Here is a 25549-nt window from a genome sequence, read left to right as displayed (position 1 = left end):
CACGACGGGGGAGGGCAGCGGATGAAGGACGGATGCGCGCGTCGCAGGAACCCCGCCGCTCGAGCCACCAGGATGTGGGGCTGGGTGCTGGTGGGGTCGGTGCTGGCCGGCTGCAGCTCCACAGTGGCCGGACGATCGGTCGAGTCCGGGTCGAGCACTGTGCGGCCCAGCTCGGACACCCCGTCTTCGGGAGCCCCCACCGGTTCGTCCACCCAGACCGAGTACGACCTGGAGCTCACGATCGTCCCGACCGAGGGCGCTGGGGCCACCACCCGGGCGCCCGGTACGCGGACTTCGACTGTGCCGGACACCGACTTCGTCTCTGCGGTGTCGATGGTCCTGGGCGGCGTCGAGGGGTTCCCGGCATCCGCGCTCGAGGCCCAGGACGTTGCTGTCGGCACCGTCGACCGCTCGACGCGGCTCTGGCTGAAGGTGCCGGGAGCGACGGACGCACAGATCGCACTCGCACGCCGCGCTGTGGTCGGCGCCTGGGCCTTCCAGCTCCGCGTGGTGATCAGCGCTGCTGTCGCTCCCGCCGGCTGCTCCGCGCTGGAGTACACACCGAAATCGGATCGGGTGTGCGATCCGCAGAGCCAGGAGGTCCTCGTGCTCGGGACGGCGCTGCCCGTCCTGCCGAGCTCCGCGTCCTACGAGCTGCAGGGAGCGGTGCCGACAGCGACGATGACGTTCACCGGTGCGGCCGAGGAGACGATCGCCAACTACACCGCCGCGCATGTGGGTGATCGACTGGCCGTGATCGACGGCCGCGGACTGATCACCGCGCCGACGATCCAGAGCGCGATCACCGGCGGCACGATCCAGATCGCCGGCAACTACACGCCGGCGCAAGCCCGCTCCCTGGTGGGGAAACTGCACCTCGCAGCGGCCGGAGTGACGATCAGCAGCGGCTCCTGAGCGCGTTCAGGGTGAGCGGGACCACTCGATTCCGGTACGCTCGACGTTGACCTGCGCATACGCTGCCGGCCACCCAGAGGAGATCGAAAGCTCATGCAAAACATGCTTCTTCCCATTCTGATGTTCGCAGCTCTCGGCGCCATGATGTATTTCGGCATGCGCAAGCAGAAGCGTCAGGTGGCTGAGGTGCAGAAGATGCAGACCCAGCTGGTTCCCGGTACCCGGGTGATGACCACCTCGGGCCTCTACGCAGAGATCACCGCCGTCGCCGACGACACCATCGAGCTCGAGCTCGCCCCCGGTTTCCGCACCACCTGGGTGAAGGCCGCGGTCCGCGAGGTCGTCGTTCCGAGCACCACGGACGATGCCGACCTGGCCGCACTGACGCAGCCCGTCGACGAGACCTCTTCGGAGATCAGCCTCGACAAGCGTCGCGGCGACATCAGCTAACCTGCTCCACGCTTTCCGGGTGAGCTTCCTCGCCCGATCATCGGCGAGGACACCCCGGGACCACCGGTGTGTCCTGCGCCCGGAACAAGATGAGGCACGTCGTGGCGAGTACGCAGTCCGGGAAGTTCCGGCCATGGACCTTGATCTGGTCGTACGTGGGTCTGGTGGTCCTGCTGTACGGCCTGGTCTTCCTGACCCCCGGGCAGAACACCATGAAGCTCGGCATCGACCTGCAGGGCGGCACCCGGGTGACGCTGCAGGCGAAGACCGCCGACGGCACGGCGCCGACCCGTGAGTCGATGCAGCAGGCCCGCACGATCATGGAGACCCGCGTCAACGGATCCGGCGTGGTCGGTGCGCAGGTGCAGCTCGACGGCGCCAGCCAGCTCGTCGTCACGGTGCCCGGCCAGAAGGATCTCGCAGCTCTCACCCGCGCCGCGAAGCTCAACATCAGGCCCGTCGAGGGCAGTCCGGTCCCCATCGGACTGGGTACCGACCCGTCCGCCTCCGAGAGCTCGACTGCTCCGAGTTCCTCTGGCAGCAGCGGGTCTTCGTCAGCGACCTCCTCGGCGACCGAGGAACCGGCCATCGGCGACACCATCACCGAGAGCAGCCCCCCGGCACCGTCCGCTTCCGCCGGAATCGGAAACAACCCGAGTGAGCAGAGCAGCGCCGGGTCGTCCGCTCCTGCCTCCGAGAACAGCAACGGGGTGCGTGGCCGCGTCGCCGCCGTCACCACGCCGAGCGCGTCGTCCGCCGACGCGGGAACCACCGGGCGGATGACCACCCAGGGTGCTCCGTCGGAGGGCTCTGCAACAGCCTCGACCACCGCTGTTTCGACCACGGCTGCCCCTACCACAGCTCCTTCGACGACCGCAGCAGGTTCGGGCAGCAGCGCCCCCAGCACCAGCGGAGCGTCGGGCAGCGGTTCGTCCGCAGCGGGTTCGTCGGCACCCGGTTCTTCGGGTGCCGCCACCGGTCCGCAGTGGCCGGCCGGCAGTGACCCCAACATTCCGATCCAGCCGTCGGGCACCGATGCCGCAGCCTCCACCGCCTGGCTCACCGCGGCTCAGTCGGCCATCCAGACCGGGACGATCACCTGCGGTGATGTGTTGAAGTACCAGGGCCTGGACAACCCCGACAAGCCCGTGCTGGCCTGTGACCCGGAGAACATCAATCTGTACGTTCTCGACAAGACGCTGATCCCCGGCGACCAGGTCGCCAGCGCCTCAGCGGGCCTCGACTCGGGCGGCTCGGGCTGGGTCATCAACATCGGGTTCAACTCCACCGGGTTCAATACCTGGGCCGCCTACACCACGGCCAACGTCGGCAAGGTCACGTCCTTCACGCTTGACGGTCAGGTGCTGTCGGCCTCCACGATCCGAGAGCCGATCACCACCCCCACCACCCAGGTGTCCGGCGGTTTCACCCAGGACACGGCCACCTCGCTCGCCAACTCGCTCAAGTTCGGCTCGCTGCCGCTGCAGTTCATCCTGGACAAGTCCGACGAGGTCAGTGCCGAGGTCGGCTCCGAGTCGCTGCAGGCGGGCCTGATCGCCGGCGGTATCGGACTGCTGCTCGTCATCCTGTACTGCCTCCTCTACTACCGACTCCTCGGTCTGATCACCGTGCTCTCGCTCGTCCTGTCCGGTGTGCTGGTCTACGCCGTGATGGTGCTGCTCGGGCGCTGGATGGACCTCTCGCTGGACATGGCAGGCGTCGCCGGTCTGATCATCGCGATCGGCATCACCGCCGACTCCTTCGTCGTCTACTTCGAGAGACTCAAGGACGAGGTGCGGGAGGGCCGGACCTTCAGATCTGCGGTACCGCGCGGCTGGGAACGGGCCAAACGCACCATCCTGTCCGCCGACGCCGTGACGTTCCTGTCCGCGGTCATCCTGTACGTGCTGGCCGTCGGTGAGGTGAAGGGCTTCGCGTTCACCCTGGGCCTCTCGACCATCCTCGACCTCGTCGTCGTGTTCCTGGTGACGCATCCGCTGATCGCTCTTGCTGCCGGTTCCAAGGTGTTCACCTCGCCGAAGCTGTCCGGTCTGGGCGCAGTCGCCGAGGCCGGTGCGCGGCACCGCACAGCCACCTCCCGCCTGACCCCGAAGGAGGCGTGAGATGAGCAGTCCCATGTCCGGCAGCGGTTCCACGTCCAGCACCGATTTCGCGACCGGCAGCGAGGCCTCGACCAGTTCGACAGCGAACAGAGCGTCGAGAGCCACCGCGAAAGGCCACTCCGTCGGTACGGAGAACGAGAGTTTCATCAGCCGGTTGTCCACCGGCACCGGCGCGTTCGACGTGCTCAAGCGCAGCCGCGCCTACTACGGCGTCGGCATCGCGCTGGTGATCATCTCGGCGCTGCTGATCGGCATCAAGGGCTTCAACCTGGGCATCGACTTCGCCGGTGGCACGAAGCTCACCTTCTCGACCGCGCAGGCCGGCTCGATCCCGGAGTCGGACATCGCCAGGGTCGTCGAGGACGCGGTTCCGGGATCGGCCCCGGCCGTCCAGTCGGTCGGCTCCACCGGCATCCAGGTGACCACGGGCGTGTTGTCGCCCGAGCAGTCCAAGGCTGCCGGTGACGCGCTCACGAAGGCGTTCAACCTCACCACCCCCGATGGTGCCCCCAGTGCCGTCGCCAGCTCCGCGGTCTCGGGCACCTGGGGCGCCGAGGTCTCGCAGCAGGCGATCATCTCGGTGATCGTCTTCCTGATCGCCGTCGCCCTGTTCATCTGGATCCGGTACGAGAAACGCGCCGCCGTCGCGGGCGTGGTGTCCACCATCCAGGTCATGATCATCACCGCCGGCATCTATGCGTTGGTCGGCTTCGAGATGAGCCCGGCCACCGTGATCGGTCTGCTGACCATTCTCGGCTTCTCGCTGTACGACACCGTGGTGGTGTTCGACAAGGTGCAGGAGAACACGGCGGGGTTGACGTCGCTCACCCGCCGCACCTACGCCGAGGCGGCGAACCTCGCGGTCAACCAGACGCTCATGCGGTCGATCAACACCTCGCTGATCGCGCTGCTGCCCGTCGCTGGTCTGCTCTATGCGGGTGTGGTGCTGCAGGTCTCCGGGACGCTGCGGGACCTCGCCCTGGTCCAGCTGGTCGGGATGATCGTCGGCGCCTACTCGTCGCTGTTCGTCGCGGTACCGCTGGCCGTCGACCTCCGGGTGCGCACCCCCTCGCTGCGCGCCCACACCAAGCGGGTGCTCTCCAAGCGCGCATCCGAGGGTCTGCTGGTCGATCCGGTGGGGGACCCGGTCGGCTACACCACACCGACGCTCTCGAAGAGCATGAAGGCGCCCGTGAAGTCCGCCGGTGCTCTCAAGCCGCGCAGCACAGCGACCACGGCCACCCTCGTCGAGGACGCCCCCACGCCGTCGCTGACGAAGCCCCGGGCAGCGACCAGCCGACCGGCCCCCGGTAGGCGTCCGGCGGGCAAGGCCGCCAAGCCGTCGGGCAAGCGCTCCCGCTGAGCCGTCCCCGGCAGGGCTGTCCCCGCTGAGTGCCGTCCTACCCGGCGGTAGGCTTGACCTCCCGGGCCTGCTGACCCGGAAGTACCGCAGCAACGGGTGAGGAGGTGCGGCCGTGGGCACGTCCGACACCGAACCGACGGTGGTCGACACCTCCGTCGCCGAGCCGGAGGCCGACGCCGATCTGGCGCTGACGCCGGCCGCAGCCCCGTCGGCCACCCGCAGGGTGCGCGCCCGGTTGGCCCGGCGGATGAGCGGTCAGCGGCAGAACACCTCCGGTCGGACCGCCGTCCTGGAGCCGCTCATCTCGGTGCACCGGACGCTGCACCCCAAGGTCGACGTCAAGACGTTGCAGCATGCCTACGAGGTGGCCGAGCAGGCGCACCGCGGTCAGTTCCGCAAGTCCGGTGATCCCTACATCACCCACCCGCTGGCGGTGGCGACGATCCTGGCCGACCTCGGGATGGACACCACGACGCTGGTCGCCGCGCTCCTGCACGACACCGTCGAGGACACCCCGTACACGTTGGAGAATGCCGAGGCGGAGTTCGGCAGCGAGGTGGCGCACCTGGTCGACGGCGTCACCAAGCTGGACAAGGTCAGCTTCGGCGACGCCACCGAGGCCGAGACGATCCGCAAGATGATCATCGCGATGGCCAAGGACCCGCGGGTGCTGGTGATCAAGCTCGCCGACCGACTGCACAACATGCGCACGATGCGCTTCCTACCGCCGGAGAAGCAGGCCCGCAAGGCCAGAGAGACGCTGGAAGTCCTTGCGCCGCTGGCACATCGACTGGGCATGTCCACCATCAAGTGGGAGCTCGAGGATCTGGCGTTCGCGATCCTGCACTCCAAGCGGTACGACGAGATCGTCCGGCTGGTCGCCGATCGGGCCCCCTCACGCGATGAGTACCTCGCGGAGGTCAAGGAACAGATCGACGCCGAGCTGACCGCCGCCAAGATCAACGCCGAGGTGGTCGGTCGCGGCAAGCACTACTACTCGATCTACCAGAAGATGCAGGTCCGCGGACGTGAGTTCGATGAGATCCACGACCTGGTGGCCGTCCGGATCCTGGTCTCGTCGGTGCGCGAGTGCTACGCGGCGATGGGCGTCGTGCACGCCATGTGGGCGCCGATGCCGGGCCGGTTCAAGGACTACATCGCCCAACCCCGGTTCAGCGTCTACCAGTCGTTGCACACCACCGTCATCGGCCCGCAGGGAAAACCGCTCGAGGTGCAGTTCCGGACCCGTGACATGCACCAGACGGCCGAGTTCGGCATCGCTGCGCACTGGCGGTACAAGGAGACCAAGGGCACCCACGTCGGCGCGGGGACGAGCGTCGACGAGATGGCCTGGATGCGGCAGTTGCTCGACTGGCAGCGGGAAGCCGGCGACCCCGGTGAGTTCCTGGAGAACCTGCGGTTCGAGATGGCCTCCAGCGAGATCTTCGTCTTCACCCCGAAGGGTGCCGTGCACAACCTGCCGGCCGGGTCGACCCCCGTCGACTTCGCCTACTCGGTGCACACCGAGGTCGGCAACCGCTGCATCGGGGCCAAGGTGGACGGCCGGTTGGTGCCCCTCGAACGGCACTTGGCCAGCGGTCAGATCGTCGAGATCTTCACGTCCAAGGCGCAGGGCGCCGGGCCCAGTCGCGACTGGTTGGGTTTCGTCACCTCATCGCGGGCGAAGACCAAGATCCGGCAGTACTTCGCCAAGGAACGGCGCGAGGAGGCCATCGAGTCCGGCAAGGACGCGATCGCCAAAGCTGTTCGGCGAGAAGGGCTTCCGCTGCAGCGACTCATCTCGCACCAGATCATGGCGGACGCGGCGCACGATCTCGGATTCCGCGACATCGCTGCGCTGTACGCCGCGGTGGGGGAGAACCACGTCTCGGCGAAGACGGTGGTCGCCAGGGTGGTCGCCGGTCACGGCGGCGACGAGGCTGCCGGTGAGCAGATCGCCGAGAAGACCACCCCTGCGGTCGTCCGGCGTCGCTCCACCCAGGGCAGTTCCGGCGTCCTGGTACAGGGCGATGCCGATCTCCAGGTCAAGCTCGCGCGGTGTTGCACCCCGGTGCCGGGCGACGAGATCCTCGGGTTCGTCACGAAGGGCGGTGCGATCTCGGTGCACCGCACCGACTGCACCAACGCCGATGCGCTGCGCGCCGATCAGGCCCGGAACGTTCCGGTCAGCTGGGACCCGTCGACCGCGTCGGTGTTCCTGGTCACCATCCAGGTGGAGGCCCTGGACCGGCACCGGCTGCTGTCCGACATCACCAAGATGCTCGCCGACGAGAAGGTCAACATCCTGTCGGCGAACCTGTCGATGTCGAAGGACCGGATGGCGATCAGCCGGTTCTCCTTCGAGATGGCCGACCCGAAGCATCTCGGGCACCTGCTGCGCGTCGTCCGCGCGGTCGACGGCGTCTACGACGTCTACCGGGTCACCAGCGCCTGACGGGTTCCCGCCCCACCCCGGTTCGCGGACGTGACGGTCGCTTCCCGCCAGTGTTCGCGGACGTGACGGTCGCTTCCCGCCAGTGTTCGCGGACGTGACGGTCGCTTCCCGCCAGTGTTCGCGGACGTGACGGTCGCTTCCCACCCCCGGTTCGCGGACGTGACGGTCGCTTCCGCGCCGGGCGCAGACGAACGGCCGGCGCCGAGGACATCAGTTCGTGGTGGTCTGGCCCGCGCTCGACGACTCTCCGGTCGAGACCGCGCCCGAGGACTCGGCGCCGGTGGTGGATGCCGCACCCGAGGTGGCTGATCCGTCGGAGCCCGACGTCGATGCCGATCCCGAGGGGACGGCACCGGTGGAGTCGTTCGCGCCACTGTTGGGGTCCGCCGAAGACGGCGTGCTCCAGACGGTGCTGGCGGTGACAGCGGCCTCGGGAACCTTGATCGACTCGATCTTGGCCTCCGCGTTCGGCGCACCGTCCTGGCGATCGTCGTTCACGCCCTTGGTCGTGATCGCGTCCACCACCTTCATCCCAGCGGTCGACACGGTGCCGATCACGCTGTAGGACGCCGGGATCTCGGTCTTGCCGTAGACGATGAAGAACTGCGATCCCTCTTCGGCAGGTGCCCCCTGCGAGGAGGGGACGTTGGCCATCGCGAGCGTGCCGACCGGGTACGGCTTGTCAACGGTCGGGGCCGTCGGCTGGTAGGTGTAGCCGGGGCCACCGTTGCCCTTCCCGCTGGGATCGCCGCACTGCAGCACGTTGAGTGCAGCACTCTTCGTGAGGCGGGTGCAGGTGGTGTTGTCGTAGAAGCCCTGGGCGGCCAGCGAGAGGAAGGAGCTGACCGAGCAGGGCGCGAGGCTGCGGTCCAGCGAAACGTCGACGGTCTCACCGTTCAGCGAGAGGGTCGCGGCCACTTTCCCGGTCTGCTCGGGAGAGGTGTTGCCCGGCAGCTCGACCTTCTTCGCCGCGGTGCCGCCGGCGGTGTAGGTGCACGGTGCGACCGGACCCTCCGAGCTGGTGGGTGCCGACTCGTCGGAGCTGCTGCTGGCGCTGGGGTCCGCTGACGCGGCGGTGTCCGCCTCCTTGTTCGAGGTGGTGATCGCCAGCACCACGCCTGCGGCGATGAGCAGCACCGCGACGCTGCCGACGATCAGCGTGGTGCGCCGACGGCGCGCCCGCTGCTCCTCGCGTCGGACCAGCTGACGCTGCAGCTTCCGCTTGGCGGCTTCGCGTCGTTGCTGATTCGTCGGCACCGGGGATCCTCCTGGACTGCACTCGAGCACGAAATGACGGTCCGGCCTGGTGCCGGGTCCGACCGCAGAGTCTAGGGCAGCGACAGGTCCGCGCCCGTGCGCAGGCCTGGGAGGACGATAGGAAAGCGCTGAGCAGATCTCTCCGCGGGCCGGCCGGGGATGCGGACCGTGCCCGCCGCCTACGCTGGGAAGCGTGCTGATCGCCGGATTTCCCGCAGGTGCGTTCCAGGCCAACTGCTACGTGGTCGCCACCGGGCCCGGGGAGCCGTGCCTCGTGGTGGACCCCGGCCAGGATGCAGCCGCTCCGCTCACAGCGCTGCTCGCCGAGCACCGGCTGACGCCGTCCGCGGTGTTGCTCACCCACGGACACCTCGACCACATCGCGGCCGCCGCGGAAGTCTGCCGGGCTGCCGGCATCCCGGCGCTCATCGCCGAGGCCGACGAACACCTGCTGGCCGACCCGATGTCCGGCCTCAGCGACGAACTGCGACAGGCGCTCGCCGGTTTCCCGCTGGACGGGCTGCGTCCGGACCAGGTGGAGCTGCTGCAGGACCGGATCGAGCTGGCCGGGCTGTGGATCGACGTCGATCGGACCCCTGGCCACACCCCGGGTTCGGTGGTGTTCCGGCTGGCCGCCGAGCAGGACGCGGCCGAGGCCCGTCCGGAGATCCTCTTCACCGGCGACACCCTGTTCGCCGGCTCGGTCGGACGTACCGACCTGCCGGGTGGCTCGTGGGACGAGCTTCAGCAATCCTTGCGTTCCCGGTTGCTCACCCGGCCCGACGACGCCGTGGTGCTCCCGGGGCACGGTCCGCGCAGCACGATCGGCGCCGAGCGCGCGGGGAACCCGTTTCTCGCCGGGTGAGTGCGGCTGGGAGAGTAGGACGATGAGCAAGATCAGTCCGATCAGCGGATTCCCCGAGTACCTGCCGGCCGACCGGATCGTCGAGCAGCACTTCCTCGATGTCATCCGGGAGACCTTCGAACTGCACGGGTTCAGCTCGGTCGAGACCCGCTCCATCGAACCGATCGAGCGGCTGTCCGCGCAGGGCGCCGACACCGACAAGGAGATCTACGTGCTGTCCCGGCTCGCCGGCGGTGAGGGCGAGGCGGCCAGGTGGGGGCTGCACTTCGACATGACGGTGCCGTTCGCCCGGTACGTGGTGGAGAACGCGGGAAAGCTGCAGTTCCCGTTCCGCCGCTACCAGATCCAGAAGGCCTGGCGCGGTGAGAGACCGCAGGAGGGCCGCTACCGGGAGTTCACCCAGGCTGACATCGACATCGTGGATGCCGGCTCGCTGGCCCCCCACTTCGAGTCGGAGATCCCGCTCGTCATCTCCGACACCTTTGCCCGGTTGCCGATCCCGGCGTACGTCATGCAGATCAACAACCGCAAGATCCCCGAGGGCTTCTACCGCGGCATCGGTCTCACCGACGTCACCGGCACCCTGCGGCAGATCGACAAGCTGGACAAGATCGGAGCGGCTGCTGTCCGCGAGTTGTTGATCGCCGACGGGGCCACGCCTGAGCAGGCCGCTGCGTGTCTCGCGCTCGCCGAGATCCGCACCCCCGACACGTCTTTCGTCGACCAGGTCCGGGCGCTCGGGGTCAGCCACCCGATGCTGGACGAGGGTCTGGATGCGCTGGCTGCCGTGATCGCCACGGCCACCGCCGCCGCCCCGGCCGGCACGGTGGTGGCCGATCTGAAGATCGCCCGCGGGCTCGACTACTACACCGGCACGGTCTACGAGACCCAGCTGATCGGCTACGAGTCGTGGGGCTCGTTCTGTTCAGGGGGTCGGTACGACGCGCTGGCCTCGGACGGTCGCACGTCGTATCCGGGCGTCGGGATCTCCATCGGCGTCTCCCGGCTGCTCGGGCTGCTGATCGGCAAGAACCTGGTGACCGCCGACCGCGGCACTCCCGCAGCGGTGCTCGTGGCGTTGGTGCAGGACGAGGACCGGGCGCGATCCACCGAGGTGGCCCAGCAGCTGCGGCAGCGGGGGATCGCCTGTGAGGTCGCGCCGTCGGCAGCCAAGTTCGGCAAACAGATCCGCTACGCCGAACGACGCGGCATCCCGTACGTCTGGTTCCCGTCGGCCGGGGAGAGCGGCGACCAGGTCAAGGACATCCGCAGCGGCGATCAGGTCGACGCCGACGCTACGACCTGGACACCGCCGGACACCGATCTGAAGCCGGGCATCGCCAGGGTGTCTTCTTGAGCGTGTCTGCCGCGCCTGGTCCGCCGGACCCCGGCTCACCGCCGGGCAGGTTGCTCGGTGCGGTGCAGGCGGCGTTGCCGGAACTCGGTGCCCGGTTCGTCGAGCAGTACGGACAGCTGCCGGTGCAGCTGCTGGATTGACGGGTCCCGCCGGATCCACCTCCGCCGAGTCGACGGTGCTCGAGAGACGAAGGACTCGAGCCCACGATCCAGGACGCACCGGTCCTCGGTTGACTCGCACCTCGAACGTGTGTTCGATGGAGGTGTGAGATGGGACGGACAACGGGTCGACGCGGAGCGCGGCCCCGGGTGGGACGGCGCAGACGCGGATCCGTCGCTGCCTGGCATGCCCGAGCCGCCCGGCGTGGTGCGCTCAGTCCGGCCGCCGGACTTCGCCGGGATCACCTTCCACGAGGTGCGCGCCAAGAGCGCGCTCAATCGCGTTCCGGCGGCGTCGCGCATGCCGTTCTCCTGGACGGTGAACCCGTATCGCGGGTGCACCCACGCCTGCACCTACTGCTTTGCCCGCAACACCCACACCTACCTGGAACTCGATCCGGGCGACGACTTCGATCGGCAGATCGTGGTGAAGGTGAACGTCGCCGCCGTGCTGCGGCGGGAGCTCGCGCGGCCGTCCTGGCAGCGGGAGCAGGTGGCTCTGGGTACGAACACCGACCCGTACCAGCGGGCGGAAGGTCGATATCGGTTGATGCCCGGCATCATCGAGGCGCTCGCCGACACGGGCACCCCGTTCTCCATCCTCACCAAGGGCACGCTGTTGGGGCGGGATCTGCCGCTGCTCGAGCACGCAGTTACCCGGGTGCCGGTCGGGGTGGGCCTGTCGTTGGCCCTGCTGGACGAGCAGCTGCAGGCCTCGCTGGAACCGGGCACGCCGTCGCCGCGTGCCCGGCTGTGGCTGATCCGGCGGATCCGCGCGGCAGGTCTGCAGTGCGGTGTACTGGTCGCGCCGCTGCTGCCGCACCTCACGGACTCCCAGCAGCAGATCGACGAGCTGGTCGGAGAGCTCGCCGACGCCGGCGTCACCTCGGTGAGCGCCATCGGTCTGCACCTGCGACCAGGCACCAAGGACTGGTTCCTGAAGTGGCTTGCCGGCTACCGCCCGGACCTGCTGGACACCTACGTCGCGCTGTACCGACGCGGGGCGTACCTGCCCGCGGACTACCGCAGCGAGATCGACCAGCGTTTTCGCAACGCCATGGCCGGTGCGGGTCTGCGGGGATCCTCCAGCCCGGAACAGGTGACGAGCTGGGACGAGAACTCGGCGGTCGACGGCACGACGCCCCGGTTCACCGGCCTCGTGTTCTCAGGGCCGGTCCGTCATGCTGGACCCGCAGGTCGTCACCCCGATGCCACCGCACCGGTGGTGACCCGAACCGCCGCAGTGCCACGTTCATCCGGCGGCCGAACGGACGGCGAGCAGTTGCGGTTGCTCTGATCTGCAGATTTTCCGCGCCGTAGGGCTGTCGGGTGCAAAAACTACCTGATAGTTTCACTTGCAGTTAGTTTCTGACGTGACGGGCGTGAGCTCGCGGAAGGTGGATCACATGAAGTTCAGGTCATTCAGGTCAGCGGTCGTCGCGGGGGCAGCACTGCTGCTCACTGTGTCCGCCTGTGGATCGGACGATGCCGGCTCGGGCGGTACGGGGGACGCGCAGAAGCTGACGGTCTGGATCATGCAGGGCACCAATCCGGACGCCACCGCCTTCTTCGACTCGGTCAAGGCCGATTTCCAGAAGGAGAACCCCGGCACCACCCTCGACGTCCAGTTCCAGCCCTGGGGCGAGGCCCACGACAAGTTCACCACCGCCATCGCCGGCGGCACCACGCCGGACGTCGCCGAGGTCGGCACCACCTGGACGCCGGAGTTCGCCGCTGCGGGAGCGCTCGAGGATCTCACGGATCGGGTCGGCACCGGCAAGGACAACCTCGTGCAGGGGCTCGTGGATGCGGGCACCGTCGACGGCAAGCTCTACGGCATGCCGTGGTACGCCGGGGTGCGCTCCTTCGTCTACAACAAGGACATGTTCACCAAGGCCGGCGTCAAGCCGCCGACCACCTGGGCCGAGATCGAGCAGGTCGCCACCAAGATCAAGGCCAGCCAGCCGGACGTCATCCCGTTCGCCGTGGCCGGTGAGTGCACCTACTGCGCGATGCCGTTCGTCTGGGGCGCCGGCGGTGAGGTCGCCACCGACACCGGCGGCACCTGGACCGCGGCCATCGACTCCGAGAAGGCCCAGAAGGGCCTCGACTTCTACACCGGGCTCGCCACCAAGGGCTTCTCCACGCCTGCTGCCCAGACGTGGAAGGAGACGGATCTGCTGAAGAATTTCGAGTCGGGCAAGACCGCGATGGTCATCACCGGCAACTGGACGCTCACCAAGATCGCCACCGATGCGCCCGCTCTGAAGGACAAGATCGGCGCCTTCCCCATCCCGGGGGAGACCGGCGGCATCGCTCCGTCCTTCCTCGGCGGCTCGCACCTGGGCATGTTCAAGACGGCGAAGAACAAGGACCTGGCCTACAAGTTCATCCAGTTGATGACGTCGGACAAGTACGCGGCGCAGTGGGCCCAGCAGGCCAACTACTTCCCGGGCAGCAAGACCGCGCTGGATGCCGCCACCAAGACCGATGATCCGGCGGTCGCCCCGTTCGCCAAGCAGATGATCGACGGCGGCAAGAGCATGCCGGTGACCCCGGCCTGGGGCAAGGTCGAGGGCGCCAAGACGCTCACCAAGCTGATCCAGTCCGTCGTCACCGGGAAGGCGACGGTCGCCGATGCGACGAAGACCGCGGCGACGGAGATGAACGCCCTGTTCAAGGGCTGATCCGTCCTCCATGGTCGACACCCAACGCCTGTCCAGGACCACCAGGCCGTGGCTGCTGCTCGCCCCGGCACTGGTGGTGCTCGGCGCGCTGCTCATCTGGCCGCTGGTGCGGGTCGTGCAGCTCTCGCTGCAGGACTTCACGCTCTCGAACCTCGTTTCCGGCGAGGACAACTACATCGGCTTCGACAACTACACCGAGCTGCTGTCCTCCCCGTTGCTGTGGAAGACGGTGCTGCCCAACACTGTCGTCTTCGCCCTGGTGTGCGTGGTCGGAACGGTCTCGTTGGGTACCGCCGTCGCTCTGCTGCTGAACCGGCTGGGTCCGGTCTGGAAATGGATCTGTTCCACCGCGGTGATGGTGGCGTGGGCGGTGCCCGCACTCACCGGGACCTACGTGTGGGTCTGGTTGTTCGATCCGCTCGACGGACTGGTGAGTCACGTGCTCAACGCGCTCGGGTTGTTCGATCCGTCCACCACCAACTGGTTCACCGACCGGGTGAGTTTTTACGCGATCGCCGCGTTGAACGTGATCCACCACGGCTTCCCGTTCGTCGCGATCACCGTCCTCGCCGGTCTGGTCACGGTGCCCAGCGAGCTCTACGAGGCCGCCGAGATCGACGGCGCCAATGCCCGGAAGCGGTTCTGGTCGATCACCGTGCCGATCCTCAAGCCGGTGTTCGCGGTGGTGACGATCCTGTCGACCATCTGGGACTTCAAGGTCTTCACCCAGATCTATCTCATGCCGGGCGGTAGCGGTGGCAACGACCAGGTGCTGAACCTGGGCGTCTGGTCCTACCAACAGTCATTCGCCCAGGGCGAGTACGGCAAGGGATCGGCGATCGCCGTCCTGCTGACCGTGCTGCTGCTGCTCATCACCGGTGTCTACCTGCGCACCCTGTTCAAGGAGAAGGAACTGTGACCATGCAGGGAGTGGGTGTCCCCGCGGCCGTGGCGCCCCCGACGACCGCGCCGCGGCGCGGCAGGCGTGCGCAGACCCGCAGCCGCCAGCAGAGCTCGCCGGCGGGTCGGATCGGCCTCGGGATCGCCGTTGCGGCACTGCTGCTGTTCACCCTGCTGCCCGCCTACTGGATGATCAGCACCGCGTTCGACAAGAACGCCGCGTTCCGTGGCGCCGATCTGGTCCCGTCCGGCTGGACGCTGGACAACTTCGACAAGGTCTTCTCCGACGACACCTTCGGGCTGTACCTGCGCAACTCGCTGCTGGTCGCCGGGGTCACGGTGATCGCCGGGGCGATGGTCACCCTGCTGGCCGCCGTGGCGGTCGCGCGGTTCCAGTTCAAATTCCGCACGGCCGTCATCGTGATGATCCTGATAGTCCAGATGGTGCCGCTGGAGGCGCTGGTCATTCCGCTGTTCATCCAGGTACGCCAGTACGGCGCCCTGAACAGCCTGCTGGCATTGTCCGTCGTCTACATCGCGTTCTCGCTGCCGTTCGGGATCTGGATGCTGCGCGGGTTCGTGGCCGCGATACCCAAGGAGATCGAGGAGGCGGCGTACGTCGACGGCGCCGGCTGGTGGCGGATGTTCTTCTCGGTGCTGCTGCCGCTGGTCGCACCGGGTCTGGTGGCCACCAGCGTGTTCTCCTTCATCACCGCATGGAACGAGTTCATCTTCGCGCTCACGTTCATGCAGGACGACGAGAAGTACACGGTGACCGTTGGCCTGCAGAAGTTCTTCGGCCAGAACACCGCGGAGTGGGGGCCGATCATGGCGGCCTCGACGGTGATCAGCGTGCCGGTGATCGTCTTCTTCACCATCGCCCAGCGGCGGATCTCCTCGGGGCTCACCGCGGGCGGGGTGAAGGGGTGAGCGCCGCGGAGGTCGTTGCCTCGGCGACCGGTGCGGCGGAGCTGCGCAGGCTCGCCGCCGGCACGCTGGCCCCCGGGTTCAACGGCACGTCGGTCCCCGGCTGGCTGCGGCGGGCCGGGGCGGACGGACTCGGTGGAGTGGTGCTGTTCGGTCACAACGTCGACCCGGACCCTGCTCGGGTGCGTGCTCTGTGCGACGAGCTGCACGGCCTGAACGCCGGCGCTCTGCTCGTCCATTCCGACGAGGAGGGCGGCGACGTCACCCGGGTGCAGCTGCACACGGGTTCCTCTCTTCCCGGCGCTGCTGCGCTGGGAAGGATCGGGGACCCGGCGCTGACCCGTCGCGTCGCTGCAGCGCACGGCGCCCATCTCCGCTCGCTGGGCATTGACGTCGACCTCGCTCCGGTGGCCGACGTGAACTCCGATCCGGCCAATCCGGTGATCGGCATCCGGTCGTTCTCCGACGACACCGGGATCGCCGCGGAACACGTCACGGCCTACGTCCAGGGTCTGCAGGAGGCCGGTGTATTGGCCTGCGCCAAGCACTTCCCCGGACACGGCGACACCGCCGTCGACTCCCACCTCGCGCTGCCGACGCTCGCACTGTCGCTGCAGGAGATCCGCGACCGCGAGCTGGTGCCGTTCCGGGCGGCCTTCGCCGCCGGGGTGGCTGCGGTGATGCCCGGCCATCTGACGATCCCGGCGGTGGATGCCGAACCCGCGTCGCTGTCCGCACCGTGGTACCGGATCCTGCGCGACGACCTGGGTTTCGGGGGACTCACCGTCACAGATGCCCTGGACATGAAGGCCGTCGCCGACGTACACGGGGTGCCTGGAGCAGCAGTGCTCGCGCTGCAGGCCGGCGCCGATGTGCTCTGTCTGGGCAACACCCGCGCGATCGACGACGAGCAGATCTACCACGCGACGCTGGCCGCGATCCTGGATGCGGTGTCGACCGGTTCGCTCCCGGAGTCGCGCCTGGTGGAAGCCAGGGAGCGCCGGGAGGCCGCGATCCGCCGGCTGAACGAGCTGCAGGGGCGTTGCGCCGCAACCGAACTGGAGGTCGCGCTGGCCGCACTCGACGCAGTCGGCCGGGAGGCGGCGGAGCGAGCGCTGGATGCGGTGCCGCAGATCACCGGAACGCCGGCGATCCTGGATCTGCGCGCGGGCATCAACATCGCTGCCGGCCCTATCGCCAGGCACCTGCTCGACACCCTGCAACTCACCTGGCCCGATGCTGCTGTGCTGCACGCTGTTCCGGAGATCTCAGCTGCCGGCCCACTGCTGGTGCTGGCCGGCAGGCAGACCGATCGGGCGGAGCTGGTGCGGGCAGTCACCGCGCAACCGGACGCTGTCGTGATCTGGACCGGGTGGCCTGCGGCGTGGGAACCGGTCGGGCGAGCCGGGGTGGTCTTCTCCTACGGCAACGCACCCGTGACTGCCTGTGCCGTGGGGGAGCGGCTGTCCGGTCGCTGAGAGGCGACTCACCACCTCGTCGGTGGTCACCGCGTACCGATGCAAGAAATCGACGTCCGGATGACGAAAACCCGCTCCAGGAGCGGGTTTTCGCCAACCAGACGTCGATTTCTTGCAGAGGCCGGGCTACCCCGGCCCGAACTCAGGCCTGTTCGCGGCGGATGCGCAGCTTCTGTCCGCTGACGGTGGCCATGGCGATCTTGCCGACTGCCGCGGTGGACAGCGGGGATGCGATCTCGACGACGCTGTAGGTGTCGAAGATGTCGATGCGACCGAGGTCGCGGCCGTTGATGCCGCCCTCACCGGTGATGGCGCCGACGATGCCCGCCGGACGCACACCGTGGTTGCGGCCGACGGCGACGCGCCACTTCGGGCCCGCCGGTCCGTCGGTGCGTGCCCGACGCGGCTCCGGACGGGTCCGGTCGCCCCGCTCCGGACGCTCGCTGCGGCCGAATCGGCCGGCAGGCTCACGATCGAACCGCCCGCCGCGCTCGCCGCGGCTGTCGGAACGGCCGCCGCCGCGGGGGGCGTCGTGGTCCCGACGGAAGGTCTCCTGCGGGATCTCGACGATCCGGGATCCGTCGTCACCGGCGGCCGTGGCCAGCAGTGCGGCAGCCATGTCGTAGATGCTGACACCCTGCTGCTCGGAGAAGCTGGTCAGCATCGTCCGGAAGTCCTCGATCCGCTCGCCCTGGACGCGCTGGGCGGCGCCGGCCAGCACCGACGCGGTGCGGTGCTTCGCCACATCAGCAGCCGTCGGCGGGGTGATCTGGGTCAGCTTGGCGCCGGTGACCCGTTCGATCACCCGGACCTGGAAGATCTCCCGGGGGGTGAAGAACGTCAGGGCCTTGCCGGTGCGCCCGGCCCGACCGGTGCGACCGATGCGGTGGGTGTACGTCTCGGCCTCGCGCGGGGCATCGAAGTTGACGACCAGGCCGATCCGCTCCACGTCCAGCCCGCGGGCGGCGACGTCGGTGGCCACCAGCACGTCGATGGCGCCGGAGCGGAGCTTCTCGACGATCTTCTCGCGGTCCTTCTGGGCCACGTCACCGTTCAGCGAGGCAGCGGCAATGCCGCGGGCCGACAGGTCCATCGCGACCTCGTCGCACGCGGACTTGGTGCGGACGAAGATGATCGACGCGGGTGCCTTCTCGCCGGCGCCCTGCATCTGCAGAACACGGCCGAGGACGTCGACCTTCTGGCGGAACGGGACGACGGCGTAGGTCTGCTCGACGGTCGTGGTGGCGCGGGCGCCGCCCTCGACGGTGATGTCGATCGGGTTGTTCATGTGGGTCTGGGCGACCTTGCGGATCGCCGACGGCATGGTCGCGGAGAACAGCGCGGTCTGCCGGCTGCGCGGCGACTCGGACAGGATCCGGTCGACGTCCTCGGCGAAGCCCATCCGAAGCATCTCGTCAGCCTCGTCGAGCACCAGGAAGCGAACGTTCGACAGGTCCAGCGTGTGCCGCTCGAGGTGGTCGATGACGCGGCCGGGGGTGCCGACGACGACCTGCGCGCCGCGGGCCAGGGCCGACTTCTGCGGCAGGAACGGGGCGCCGCCGTAGACGGTGACGATGGAGAGGTTGCGCACGTGCTGGGCGAAGGTGCTGATCGCCTCGGAGACCTGCATCGCGAGCTCGCGGGTCGGGGTCAGGACGAGAGCCTGGACGCCGCGGGTCTCGGCGTCGACGGCGTTCAGCAGCGGCAGGCCGAAGGCGGCCGTCTTGCCGGTACCGGTCTGGGCGACGCCGGTGATGTCGCGGCCGGCGAGCAGCAGCGGGATCGCCTGGGCCTGGATGGGGGAGGGGATGGTGAAGCCGAGGCCGTCGACAGCGCGACGCAGCTCGGCGGGCAGATCGATGTCGTCGAAGCTCGCGACGGGTGCGATCACCTCGTCGAGGGCAGGGATGGACGGATCGAGTACAGCTGAGGACATGGAAAGCCAATCGTCGATATCGAGGCAGGAGAGTCGGGCACACGTCGGATGACGCGCCCATCGCTGCCGTCGAAACGATCGAAACTTCCGATGACGAAGGCAGGTGGCCCACTGAGGGGGTTGCAGCTCGATGACTTTCACAAGCACTGACTGCTACAGGGACCGTGCGATGCACTCCAGGTTCTCGTTCACCCTACGGGACGGTCCAGGGGAACGGCAGACCGCGCGGGGTGTTCTCAGGCACATGCTCCGAGCAACCGCCAGGCGCTACCGTGATCAATCGTGAACGACCAGGCTGCAGTTCCCGGATCCGCCGACACCTTTGCCGACCTGCTCGCTGCGAACCGTCAGTACGCGGAGACCTTCGACCTGTCGGGGTTCGACGGGGTCGCGCGCGCCGGTGTCGCGATGGTGACCTGCATGGACTCCCGGATCGACCCACTCGGGATGGTCGGGCTGCGGCCGGGCGATGCGAAGATCCTGCGCAATCCGGGCGGGCGCGTCACCGACCAGGTGCTGGTCGCGCTGGTGCTCGGCGCGAACCTGCTGAACGTCGAGCGCGTGCTCGTCGTGCAACACACCCGCTGCGCGATGGCTGCCTCGAGCGAGGACCAGCTCAAGGAGCGCATCGCAGCCTCCTCTGGCCAGGATGCCTCTTGGATGAGCCTGAACGTGATCACCGACCAGCGCTCCGACATCGTCGCCGAGGTCGCCAAGGCGCGCTCGCACCCGCTGCTCGCCGGCCGCGTGCGGATCGGCGGATTCCTCTACGACGTCGACACCGGCCTGCTCGAGACCATCTGCTGACCACCCCACCTTCGCGGTGCTGACGGTCGGATACCGGCGACGTTCGCGGTGCTGACGGTCGGATACCGGCGACGTTCGCGGTCCTGACGGTCGGATACCGGCGACGTTCGCGGTGCTGACGGTCGGATACCGGCGAGTTCGCGGTGCTGACGGTCGGTTACCGGCCATCTACTGCCGGATCCCGGGAGCGCCGCACCATGATTCAGGCGGTGCCGATGGTCTCGAGTCGCTCCACGAACGCACGATCCCGCAGACCGACACAGTCCAGGTCCCAGAACGGATTGGCGTAGACCAGGGTGCCGGTCATCCAGTCCTCGTGACCGGGCAGTAGGGCGACCTGGAACGCGGGCTTCGGGACCCGGTGCGACGGCCGACGGAACCCCAGCGGCTCGGCCGCAGCGAAGCCGCGCGCACCGTAGAACTTCGGCGAGCCCTCCAGGAACAGCGCGGGGGCGCCGACCTCGGTGGCCAGTTCAATCGCTGCGGCAACCAGGATGCCGCCGATCCCGCGTTGCTGGTGTTGCGGCAGCACGGCCAACGGCGACAGCGCCAGCACGTCGACCAACCGCTCCCAGGCGTCCACCCGCGACAGAGTCAGCATCACGTGACCGACCACGGCACCTCCCACCTCCGCGACCATCGACAGCGGGCCGGGATCGTGACCGAACCGACTGAACGGTCGCAGGGCCGCGACCAACTGAGGCAGCACGACCTCCTTGTGCACGAACGCAGCGCTCACCACTGCAGCAACGGCGTCGGCATCGGCAGGGGTCTCGCGGCGCAGGCTCGCTGCGGCAGGGGAGGTCACAACACCGAACTCTGGCAAGCGTCAGCGGAGTCGGCAAGCGAGTTCGGGGGCCGGTCGTAGGATTCACCGGTGTCTGTCTCCCTATCGGAGCCGGCCACCGACCATCGATGTCCCCGACCCTGAAGGATCTGACCTCGTGCTGCGTGACCGTGACGCCGGAAGCCTGACCATCGACGACGACGGGAAGACTGTCACCCTGGCCGGGTGGGTCGCCCGCAGGCGCGACCACGGAGGGGTCATCTTCATCGACTTCCGGGACGCTTCCGGGCTGGTGCAAGTGGTGTTCCGGGAGGGATCCGTCGCCGAGCGAGCACACCGGCTGCGCAGCGAGTTCTGTCTCCAGCTGACAGGCGTCGTCGAGGCGCGGCCCGCCGGCAACGAGAACTCCGACCTGAGTACCGGTGCCATCGAGCTCTCGGTCACCGAGTTCACCGTGCTCAACGAGGCCGGGCCGCTGCCGTTCCAGCTAGACGACTCGACCGAGGTCGGCGAGGAGACCAGGCTCAAGTATCGCTACCTGGATCTGCGCCGTGCCAAGCCCGCTGCTGCGCTGCGGCTGCGCTCGCAGGTCAACAAGGCCGCCCGCACCGTGCTCGACGAGCAGGACTTCGTCGAGATCGAGACCCCGACGCTCACCCGCAGCACCCCGGAAGGTGCGAGGGACTTCCTGGTGCCTGCCCGACTTCGACCCGGCAGCTGGTACGCGTTGCCGCAGTCGCCGCAGCTGTTCAAGCAGCTGTTGATGGTCGCCGGGATGGAGCGGTACTACCAGATCGCCCGCTGCTACCGGGATGAGGACTTCCGCGCCGACCGGCAGCCGGAGTTCACCCAACTCGACATCGAGATGAGCTTCGTCGACCAGGACGACGTCATCGCGCTCGCCGAGGACGTGCTGGTCGCGCTGTGGAAGTTGATCGGCCACGACATCGCGCAGCCCATCCCGCAGATGACGTTCCGCGACGCGATGGACCGCTACGGCAGCGACAAGCCGGATCTGCGGTTCGACCTGCCTCTCACCGACCTGACCGCCTACTTTGCAGACACCCCGTTCCGGGTCTTCCAGGCGCCGTACGTGGGCGCCGTCGTCCAGACCGGGGGCGCCGCCACCCCGCGGCGCGGGTTCGACGCCTGGCAGGAGTGGGCCAAGCAGCGCGGCGCGCGGGGGCTCGCCTACGTGACGATCGCGGAGGACGGGACCCTCGGCGGCCCGGTCTCCAAGAACATCTCCGAGACCGAGCGGGACGGACTCGCTGCGGCCGTCGGCGCCCAGCCGGGCGACGCGGTGTTCTTCGCCGCCGGCACCCGCCGTGCCAGCCAGGAGCTGCTGGGCGCCGCCCGCAACGAGATCGCGCGCCGCGACGGCCTGATCGACGAATCGCAGTGGTCCTTCGTCTGGGTCGTGGACGCCCCGCTGTTCGAGCGCGCCGACGAGACCGACGATGTCGCAGTGGGTTCCGGCACCTGGACGGCCGTACACCACGCGTTCACGTCGCCAAAGCCGGAGCACCTGGACACGTTCGACACCGAACCCGAGAACGCCCTGGCGTACGCCTACGACATCGTCTGCAACGGCAACGAGATCGGCGGCGGCAGCATCCGTATTCACCGCCGCGACGTCCAGGAGCGGGTGTTCGCGGTGATGGGGTTGGCGGAGGAGGAGGCCAGGGAGAAGTTCGGATTCCTGTTGGACGCCTTCGCTTTCGGCGCCCCGCCGCACGGCGGCATCGCCTTCGGCTGGGACCGCATCGTGATGCTGCTGGCCGGCGCTGCATCGCTGCGGGAGGTGATCGCGTTCCCGAAGTCCGGTGGCGGCTACGACCCGTTGACGGCGGCGCCGGCGGCCATCACGGCGCAGCAGCGCAAGGAGGCCGGCGTGGACGCGAAGCCTGCCGCCGCGCAGCTGGCCGTGGCTCCCGAGGCGACTCCGGCGCCCTGAGAGCACAGCCGATAACTGCTCCGATGGTGTGGGCGGCGACCGCAGCGGGCACCAGCCGGGCGACGGTCCCGGATCCGGGTTCGTCCACCCGAATGCAGCGGAGCCACCATGGCGAACGGACCACTGGAAGCGCGTCACGGGACCTCCCGGCGGCCGGATCGACCGTCCGAGCACCCTCGGCCTGGCGGCGTCGACGACGCCACGGTGTCGGCGCTCGGGAAGCTCTCGGCCGCGCTCGAGGTGGTCGAGGATGCCCGAGGAGCGCTGTACCACTTCCACCGGCTGTCGGGGATGGCCGATCTGAACCTGCAGGACGCGGTGCGCGAGCTGCGGGACGCCGGGCACGCCGACCTGGCCGACGACATCGACCGGACCCTGGTGGGCCGCGACATCGTCGACGGACGCTGGAGTTTCCAGCTCGTGGAGGCCTACGACGCGCAGTACTGGTCGGTCTTCCACGACGTCGAGCAGCACGCCCGCGAGACGCTGGGCCTGGAGCAGCACGTGTTCGAGGCCGAGATGAAGGTCAGCGAACAGCGGGACGACACGCAGGACTGACCGGCCCTGCCGGGGCCTGGGAAGATGGGTCGGTGACTGTCAAGGGTCGACGTCGTCATTGTGGACGGATCGCCCTGCGCTGAGACGTTGTGGACAACTCCGTCTGCCCGTCGGGGTGGCCGCGCAGGCTGTCGACATGAACCCACACATGCATTCAGAATGTTTTCTCGACCGTCCGCTGGACAGCGCACGCCTGATGAGTCGGGCGGTCGACACGTGTTGCCGTCGACCGGATCGAGCAGCGCAGTGCCTGACGTTCGTCGTCTGCGACGACGATCTGGTGATCCTTCGGCCGGTCACCATCACGGGACTCCCGGCCGAACCGGAGCCGGCCGAGGTCGCCGAGGTGCTGTCGGCTGTGGACGACAAGCTCGCGGAGATAGGTGTGGGTGGGCCCACGCTGATGGTCAGAGGCAAACCACACGAGCGCATCACCGACAATGACCGCGAACTCCATCAGCTCCTGCTGGATCGCTATGGCGGTGACCAGGACCGGCCGCTGCGCCTGCTCGGCTTCTACGTCGCCGGGCCGACGACCGTCCGGCGGATGCCGGACCCGCCGCTCGTCCCGGTCTGACGGCCGAACCCGTGCTGGTGCGGGTCAGGCCGCGGGGGCGCGACCCATCAGCTCGTGGTGGCGTGCCCGGACCTCGGCGCGCAGCTCCTGCATGACGACGGTCGTGGCCGGCCTGCGGAGCGTGCGCGGGGCCAGACCGGCGACGTACTGCTGCGGGATCTCGACCTGTTGTCGCAGTACTCGACGGAGGCCGATCTGCGCGTCCGCCAGGTAGGCCGGCAGCAGGCCGATCCCCGCGCCGGCCACGGTGGCGGTGAGCTGGGCGTGCACGCTGGTCGATCCGATCGTGACCGGACGTCCGCCGAAGACCCGGTCGAACACGTCCAGCTCGGACACCCGCAGCAGCGACTCGACGTAGTAGACGAGGGGATGGTGCGAGAGATCGTCCAGCGAGGTGGGTGCGCCGTGGTCCGCGAGGTAGTCGCTGCTGGCGTACAGGCCGAGTACGTACTCGCTCAGCAGCACCGTCTCCCAACGCGGGAGGGACGAGCCGAGGCCGATCTCGATGTCGGCGCCCCGGCCCTGCACCATCGGCCTGGTCGCCGAGGTCAGCTCCAGGGTGACGCCGGGATGCATCCGCACCAGGCGACCCATCACCGGACCGACGAACTCCACCGCGAACGCGTCCGGAGCGGCGATCCGCACCAGCCCGGTGAGCTCACTGACACCCCCCGGTTGTGCGAGAGTGCGTACCTGCCCGACCGCTCGCTCGATCGACTCCGAAGCAGCCAACAGGGTGCGGCCCAACTCGGTCAGCTCGCACCCTCGTCCACTGCGCACCGTGAGGGCAGCGCCCACCGCGGATTCCAGCGCGGTGACCCGGCGCGACACGGTCGTGTGATCCATGCCGAGCGAGGAAGCGGCTCCGATCATCGAGCCCGACCGTGCGACCTCCAGCAGAACCAGCAGATCGTCGGCCTTGAGCATGTGTGCATTTTTGCACAACGATGGTGCGGATCCGGCACTGGCGGGTCGGCGGACATCGGACCAAGATGGTCGACGACGCCGAGGCGGCATCGGATCCCGTGCGCGGGGTTGCCGGTCCGACTCGCCCTGCAGGAACTCGACGAGGAGTGCACCGGATGAACGTGGGTTGGATCGGGCTGGGCAACATGGGTGGTCCGATGACCGCCAATCTGGTGGCCGCGGGGCATCGCGTCCGAGGGTTCGACCTGAACACCGAGGCGACCGCTACCGCAGCGAGGGCCGGCGTGCTGATCGCCGATTCGATCGCCGAGGCCGTCTTCGATGCGGATGTCGTGTTCACCATGCTGCCGGCCGGCAAGCACGCCCGCGAGGTCATCCTCGGCGAGGGCGGCGTCGTGGCCTCCGCCCCGACCGGAGCGGTTGTCGTCGACTCGTCGACGATCGACATCCAGACCGCGCGTGATCTGCACGAAGCTGTTGCGGGAGCGGGCTTCTCGTTCCTCGATGCGCCGGTCTCCGGCGGTGTGTCCGGCGCGGCTGCCGGCACCCTGACGTTCATGGTCGGCGGCGACGAGGCAGTGCTGGACAAGGTCCGCAACGTCATCGACGTGATGGCCGGCAAGATCTTCGCCTGCGGCGGTCCTGGCAACGGTCAGGCCGCGAAGATCACCAACAACATGATGCTCGGTATCACCCTGCAGGCCACCTGCGAGGGCGCGGTGCTGGCCGAGCGACTCGGCCTGGATGCTTCGGTGTTCCAGCAGCTCGCCACGGTGTCTTCGGGCGACAGCTGGGCACTCCGCACCTGGTACCCGATCGCCGGCGTGACCGAGACCGCCGCCGTCAACCGCGAGTTCGCCGGCGGCTTCTCCACCGCGCTGCTGCGCAAGGATCTGGGGCTCGCGCTGCAGGCCGGCGAGGACACCGGCACCGATCTGTCGTTCGCCAAGGCCGTGGCCGATCGCCTCGACACCATCGTCGAGCGCGGCGACGGAGGAAAGGACTGCTCCATCCTGGTCCAGCTGCTGGACGGGAGCGACGGCGCGTCGTCCGCCGAATGAGGAG

Annotated in this window: 22 protein-coding genes; 18 read left to right on the top strand and 4 right to left on the bottom strand. The window is 68.6% G+C overall.

Going from position 1 to position 25549, the window contains the following annotated elements:
* Positions 1-21 precede the first annotated feature (21 nt).
* The 5 genes from ABLG96_RS13650 (at position 22) to ABLG96_RS13630 (ending at position 7306) form a co-directional block, all read left to right on the top strand.
* Positions 22-915, top strand: a complete 894-nt coding sequence (locus ABLG96_RS13650) for a hypothetical protein (protein WP_353647919.1) — start codon at positions 22-24, stop codon at positions 913-915.
* Between the two features lie 102 nt (positions 916-1017).
* The gene (gene yajC, locus ABLG96_RS13645; protein WP_353647918.1) at positions 1018-1365 is read left to right on the top strand and encodes a preprotein translocase subunit YajC; all 348 of its coding nucleotides are present in this window, start codon (positions 1018-1020) and stop codon (positions 1363-1365) included.
* Between the two features lie 101 nt (positions 1366-1466).
* Entirely contained in the window at positions 1467-3488 is a 2022-nt protein-coding gene (gene secD, locus ABLG96_RS13640) for a protein translocase subunit SecD (RefSeq protein WP_353647917.1), read from the top strand.
* Position 3489: 1 nt separating this feature from the next.
* Positions 3490-4851, top strand: a complete 1362-nt coding sequence (gene secF, locus ABLG96_RS13635; RefSeq protein ID WP_353647916.1) for a protein translocase subunit SecF — start codon at positions 3490-3492, stop codon at positions 4849-4851.
* Between the two features lie 181 nt (positions 4852-5032).
* Positions 5033-7306, top strand: coding sequence for a bifunctional (p)ppGpp synthetase/guanosine-3',5'-bis(diphosphate) 3'-pyrophosphohydrolase (locus ABLG96_RS13630; RefSeq protein ID WP_353651504.1), 2274 nt, complete (start codon positions 5033-5035; stop codon positions 7304-7306).
* A gap of 210 nt (positions 7307-7516) precedes the next feature.
* Here ABLG96_RS13630 and ABLG96_RS13625 read toward each other — a convergent pair whose 3' ends face one another.
* Positions 7517-8563: a peptidylprolyl isomerase gene (locus tag ABLG96_RS13625; RefSeq protein WP_353647915.1), complete on the bottom strand. Its 1047-nt coding sequence runs from the start codon at positions 8561-8563 to the stop codon at positions 7517-7519.
* 193 nt (positions 8564-8756) lie between these two features.
* On the opposite strand from ABLG96_RS13625, the gene ABLG96_RS13620 reads away from it, so the two are divergent.
* The 8 genes from ABLG96_RS13620 (at position 8757) to ABLG96_RS13585 (ending at position 16935) form a co-directional block, all read left to right on the top strand.
* A complete protein-coding gene (locus ABLG96_RS13620) occupies positions 8757-9428 on the top strand; it encodes an MBL fold metallo-hydrolase (RefSeq protein WP_353647914.1) in 672 nt (223 codons plus the stop codon).
* A 22-nt stretch (positions 9429-9450) separates the two neighbouring features.
* Positions 9451-10785 carry a histidine--tRNA ligase gene (gene hisS / locus ABLG96_RS13615; RefSeq protein ID WP_353647913.1) on the top strand — a complete coding sequence of 445 codons (1335 nt, stop codon included), beginning with the start codon at positions 9451-9453 and terminating at the stop codon, positions 10783-10785.
* Positions 10782-10925: a hypothetical protein gene (locus tag ABLG96_RS13610; protein WP_353647912.1), complete on the top strand. Its 144-nt coding sequence runs from the start codon at positions 10782-10784 to the stop codon at positions 10923-10925. Before hisS ends, ABLG96_RS13610 begins: the two co-directional genes overlap by 4 nt.
* A gap of 124 nt (positions 10926-11049) precedes the next feature.
* A complete protein-coding gene (locus ABLG96_RS13605) occupies positions 11050-12240 on the top strand; it encodes an Rv2578c family radical SAM protein (protein WP_353647911.1) in 1191 nt (396 codons plus the stop codon).
* A 109-nt stretch (positions 12241-12349) separates the two neighbouring features.
* Positions 12350-13630: a sugar ABC transporter substrate-binding protein gene (locus tag ABLG96_RS13600; protein WP_353647910.1), complete on the top strand. Its 1281-nt coding sequence runs from the start codon at positions 12350-12352 to the stop codon at positions 13628-13630.
* Positions 13631-13640: 10 nt separating this feature from the next.
* Entirely contained in the window at positions 13641-14549 is a 909-nt protein-coding gene (locus tag ABLG96_RS13595) for a sugar ABC transporter permease (protein ID WP_353647909.1), read from the top strand.
* 2 nt (positions 14550-14551) lie between these two features.
* Positions 14552-15460 (top strand): carbohydrate ABC transporter permease, encoded by a 909-nt coding sequence (locus ABLG96_RS13590; protein ID WP_353651503.1) that lies wholly within the window; start codon positions 14552-14554, stop codon positions 15458-15460.
* On the top strand, positions 15457-16935 hold the full coding sequence (locus ABLG96_RS13585) for a glycoside hydrolase family 3 N-terminal domain-containing protein (protein WP_353647908.1): 1479 nt from the start codon (positions 15457-15459) through the stop codon (positions 16933-16935). Before ABLG96_RS13590 ends, ABLG96_RS13585 begins: the two co-directional genes overlap by 4 nt.
* 142 nt (positions 16936-17077) lie before the next feature.
* Here the strand turns inward: ABLG96_RS13585 and ABLG96_RS13580 are convergent, their stop codons facing one another.
* Positions 17078-18871 carry a DEAD/DEAH box helicase gene (locus ABLG96_RS13580; RefSeq protein ID WP_353647907.1) on the bottom strand — a complete coding sequence of 598 codons (1794 nt, stop codon included), beginning with the start codon at positions 18869-18871 and terminating at the stop codon, positions 17078-17080.
* Between the two features lie 282 nt (positions 18872-19153).
* On the opposite strand from ABLG96_RS13580, the gene ABLG96_RS13575 reads away from it, so the two are divergent.
* Entirely contained in the window at positions 19154-19678 is a 525-nt protein-coding gene (locus ABLG96_RS13575; protein ID WP_353647906.1) for a carbonic anhydrase, read from the top strand.
* A 202-nt stretch (positions 19679-19880) separates the two neighbouring features.
* Here ABLG96_RS13575 and ABLG96_RS13570 read toward each other — a convergent pair whose 3' ends face one another.
* Positions 19881-20486 (bottom strand): N-acetyltransferase, encoded by a 606-nt coding sequence (locus ABLG96_RS13570; RefSeq protein ID WP_353647905.1) that lies wholly within the window; start codon positions 20484-20486, stop codon positions 19881-19883.
* Between the two features lie 136 nt (positions 20487-20622).
* On the opposite strand from ABLG96_RS13570, the gene aspS reads away from it, so the two are divergent.
* The 3 genes from aspS to ABLG96_RS13555 all read left to right on the top strand — a co-directional run bounded on the left by aspS (position 20623) and on the right by ABLG96_RS13555 (position 23557).
* Positions 20623-22422 (top strand): aspartate--tRNA ligase, encoded by a 1800-nt coding sequence (gene aspS / locus ABLG96_RS13565; protein ID WP_353647904.1) that lies wholly within the window; start codon positions 20623-20625, stop codon positions 22420-22422.
* Positions 22423-22530: 108 nt separating this feature from the next.
* Positions 22531-22980 (top strand): hypothetical protein, encoded by a 450-nt coding sequence (locus ABLG96_RS13560; RefSeq protein WP_353647903.1) that lies wholly within the window; start codon positions 22531-22533, stop codon positions 22978-22980.
* A 136-nt stretch (positions 22981-23116) separates the two neighbouring features.
* Complete coding sequence (locus ABLG96_RS13555) at positions 23117-23557, top strand: hypothetical protein (protein ID WP_353647902.1); 441 nt, start codon at positions 23117-23119, stop codon at positions 23555-23557.
* A 24-nt stretch (positions 23558-23581) separates the two neighbouring features.
* On the opposite strand, the gene ABLG96_RS13550 is transcribed toward ABLG96_RS13555, so the two are convergent.
* Positions 23582-24484, bottom strand: coding sequence for a LysR family transcriptional regulator (locus ABLG96_RS13550; RefSeq protein WP_353647901.1), 903 nt, complete (start codon positions 24482-24484; stop codon positions 23582-23584).
* 20 nt (positions 24485-24504) lie between these two features.
* Here ABLG96_RS13550 and mmsB point away from each other — a divergent pair, with 20 nt between their 5' ends.
* Positions 24505-25545: a 3-hydroxyisobutyrate dehydrogenase gene (mmsB, locus tag ABLG96_RS13545; RefSeq protein ID WP_353647900.1), complete on the top strand. Its 1041-nt coding sequence runs from the start codon at positions 24505-24507 to the stop codon at positions 25543-25545.
* The last annotated feature ends 4 nt before the right edge of the window (positions 25546-25549 follow it).

The organism is Nakamurella sp. A5-74 (assembly GCF_040438885.1).
GTDB lineage: Bacteria > Actinomycetota > Actinomycetes > Mycobacteriales > Nakamurellaceae > Nakamurella.
Note: the sequence above shows the minus strand (reverse complement) of the source record. Positions and strands in the feature narration are given on the sequence as shown.

Coding starts and splice junctions, on each gene's coding strand:
- ABLG96_RS13650 (WP_353647919.1), top strand. CDS start 22: ATGAAGGACGGATGCGCGCGTCGCAGGAACCCCGCCGCTCGAGCCACC.
- hisS (WP_353647913.1), top strand. CDS start 9,451: ATGAGCAAGATCAGTCCGATCAGCGGATTCCCCGAGTACCTGCCGGCC.
- ABLG96_RS13560 (WP_353647903.1), top strand. CDS start 22,531: ATGGCGAACGGACCACTGGAAGCGCGTCACGGGACCTCCCGGCGGCCG.
- mmsB (WP_353647900.1), top strand. CDS start 24,505: ATGGTGCGGATCCGGCACTGGCGGGTCGGCGGACATCGGACCAAGATG.
- yajC (WP_353647918.1), top strand. CDS start 1,018: ATGCTTCTTCCCATTCTGATGTTCGCAGCTCTCGGCGCCATGATGTAT.
- ABLG96_RS13600 (WP_353647910.1), top strand. CDS start 12,350: ATGAAGTTCAGGTCATTCAGGTCAGCGGTCGTCGCGGGGGCAGCACTG.
- ABLG96_RS13590 (WP_353651503.1), top strand. CDS start 14,552: ATGCAGGGAGTGGGTGTCCCCGCGGCCGTGGCGCCCCCGACGACCGCG.
- ABLG96_RS13550 (WP_353647901.1), bottom strand. CDS start 24,484: ATGCTCAAGGCCGACGATCTGCTGGTTCTGCTGGAGGTCGCACGGTCG.
- secF (WP_353647916.1), top strand. CDS start 3,490: ATGAGCAGTCCCATGTCCGGCAGCGGTTCCACGTCCAGCACCGATTTC.
- ABLG96_RS13595 (WP_353647909.1), top strand. CDS start 13,641: ATGGTCGACACCCAACGCCTGTCCAGGACCACCAGGCCGTGGCTGCTG.
- ABLG96_RS13555 (WP_353647902.1), top strand. CDS start 23,117: ATGAACCCACACATGCATTCAGAATGTTTTCTCGACCGTCCGCTGGAC.
- ABLG96_RS13580 (WP_353647907.1), bottom strand. CDS start 18,871: ATGTCCTCAGCTGTACTCGATCCGTCCATCCCTGCCCTCGACGAGGTG.